At 64.0% G+C, this 1,240-nt stretch carries 1 protein-coding gene; it reads right to left on the bottom strand.

Going from position 1 to position 1,240, the window contains the following annotated elements; genetic code table 11:
• The coding region (locus tag B7Y43_RS20150) for a strawberry notch family protein (protein ID WP_374133434.1) at window positions 1-1,240 on the bottom strand (1,240 nt) is incomplete at both ends.

Here is a 1,240-nt window from a genome sequence, read left to right as displayed (position 1 = left end):
GAACACAGGACGGCCGTCCTCGTCCGACATCGGTTCTGAGCGGGTCTTGCCGGTGTCGTCGACAAAGGTTTTCATTTGCCGCACCGGGAAGGCGGCGGTGAGATAGGACATGAGGAACTCGCGCGGCGACAACTCGATGTCAAGGTTCGCCCGTTCTTCGACGGTCAGCGCGGCGAGCGCCCGGTTGAGCATCGCCTCGGACGTGGAGACGAGCTGGATGACGACGCTTTCGCCGCGTGCGAGATCGGCGCGGATCGCGGGGATGAGCGATGGGAGCTTCATGCCGATCAGAAGCTGGCAGAAGAACCGCTGCTTGGTGGATTCGAAGATCGAAAGTGCGGCTGCCTTGGCGCCGCTGTTGTAAGTGTCGTTTGAAAAGCTGTCGGTGACGCGGGTCGCGTCCAGCGCAGCCCGCAGGTTCGCGTGGATGATCGCCCAGGCATCGGCATAGGCGTCATAGACCTCGATCTGGTCGACGCTGAGTTTGTGTTCGAGGATGTCATACTCGACACCGGCGAAGCTCAGCGCGCGCGAGACGTAGAGCCCTTGCATTTTCAGGTCGCGCGCGATCAGCTCCAGTGCCGCGATTCCGCCACGGCGCAAGCTGTCGACGAAAGTCCGGCGATCGGCGAACGCCGTGCCCGGTCCCCACAGGCCGAGCCGCGTCGCATACGCCAGATTGTTCACGTCGGACGCGCCGGTCGCGGAGACGTAAAGGACGCGGGCGCGCGGCAGGAGGTTCTGCAGGCGGACGCCGGCGATGCCCTGGTCGGAGCCTTGTTTGGTACCGAAACTGCCTTCGCCGCCTGCGACACCGGCCATTTCGTGCGCCTCGTCGAACACAATCATGCCGTCATAGTCAACGCCGACCCATTCGAGGATCTGCTGGAGCCGCGTGCCCTTGTCGCCGCGGTTGGAGCGGAGCGTCGCATAGGTGAGGAACAGGACGCCTTCGGCTGCACCGATTGGCGTTCCGAGTTTCCACTGGTTGAGATGCTGAATGTCGAGCGCGAGACCGCCAACCGCGGTCCAGTCGCGACGCGCATCCTCGAGCAGCGTTTCGGTCTTCGAAATCCAGATGTGCTTGCGGCGGCCGCGCAGCCACTGATCGAGGATAATTGCGGCGACCTGGCGGCCTTTGCCGGCGCCGGTGCCGTCACCGAGGAAGAAGCCGGTCCGATAGGCGCTCCCAACCTCGTCGGGGGTGAGCGACAAGCCCTCCTCGACGGGTTTGAAAAGG

Source organism: Sphingomonas sp. 28-62-20 (assembly GCF_002281505.1).
The sequence above is the reverse complement of the archived record's forward strand: the minus strand, read 5'-3'. Positions and strand labels throughout refer to the sequence as shown.